This window comes from Petrotoga sp. DB-2 (assembly GCF_054051725.1).
Window position 1 is genome coordinate 1 of sequence record NZ_JBSVZD010000074.1, and the last position, 500, is coordinate 500.

Consider the following 500-nt stretch of genomic DNA (forward strand, 5'->3'; position numbering starts at 1 on the left):
AATACAATTTATGATTGTGGTCAAAATGCGATTGTAGGTCATTTAGGATGTGTTTTTAGTGAAATCTACAATAACCACATTTATAGAATTGCTATAAAAAGAGAATTTTGGGGACATGAGATTGCAGGTATCAAATTACATGCAGCCATAGATGTTCAGATTTATCATAATCGTATACATGATTGTTCTTTAGGGTTATGGCTGGATTGGCAAGCACAAGGAACAAGGGTAAGTAAAAACTTATTTTACAAAAATAATCGTGATTTATTTGTGGAAGTAAGTCATGGCCCGTATGTTATAGATCACAACATCTTAGCTTCTGAATATGCAATAGATAACATGTCTCAGGGTGGTGCCTACATTAACAATTTAATTGCTGGTAAGATGGAGAAAAGAAAAGTATTAAATCGTTATACTCCATACCATAGACCACATAGTACAACGGTTGCAGGGTATGCCTGTGTTTACGGTGGTGATGATCGTTTCTACAACAATATCTT

The 500-nt window shown here is 34.4% G+C and carries 1 protein-coding gene; it reads left to right on the forward strand.

Features of this window, described 5'->3' with window-relative positions; genetic code table 11:
* A partial coding sequence (locus ACW9JY_RS10485) for a right-handed parallel beta-helix repeat-containing protein (RefSeq protein ID WP_457284329.1) occupies window positions 1-500 on the forward strand: 500 nt, incomplete at both ends.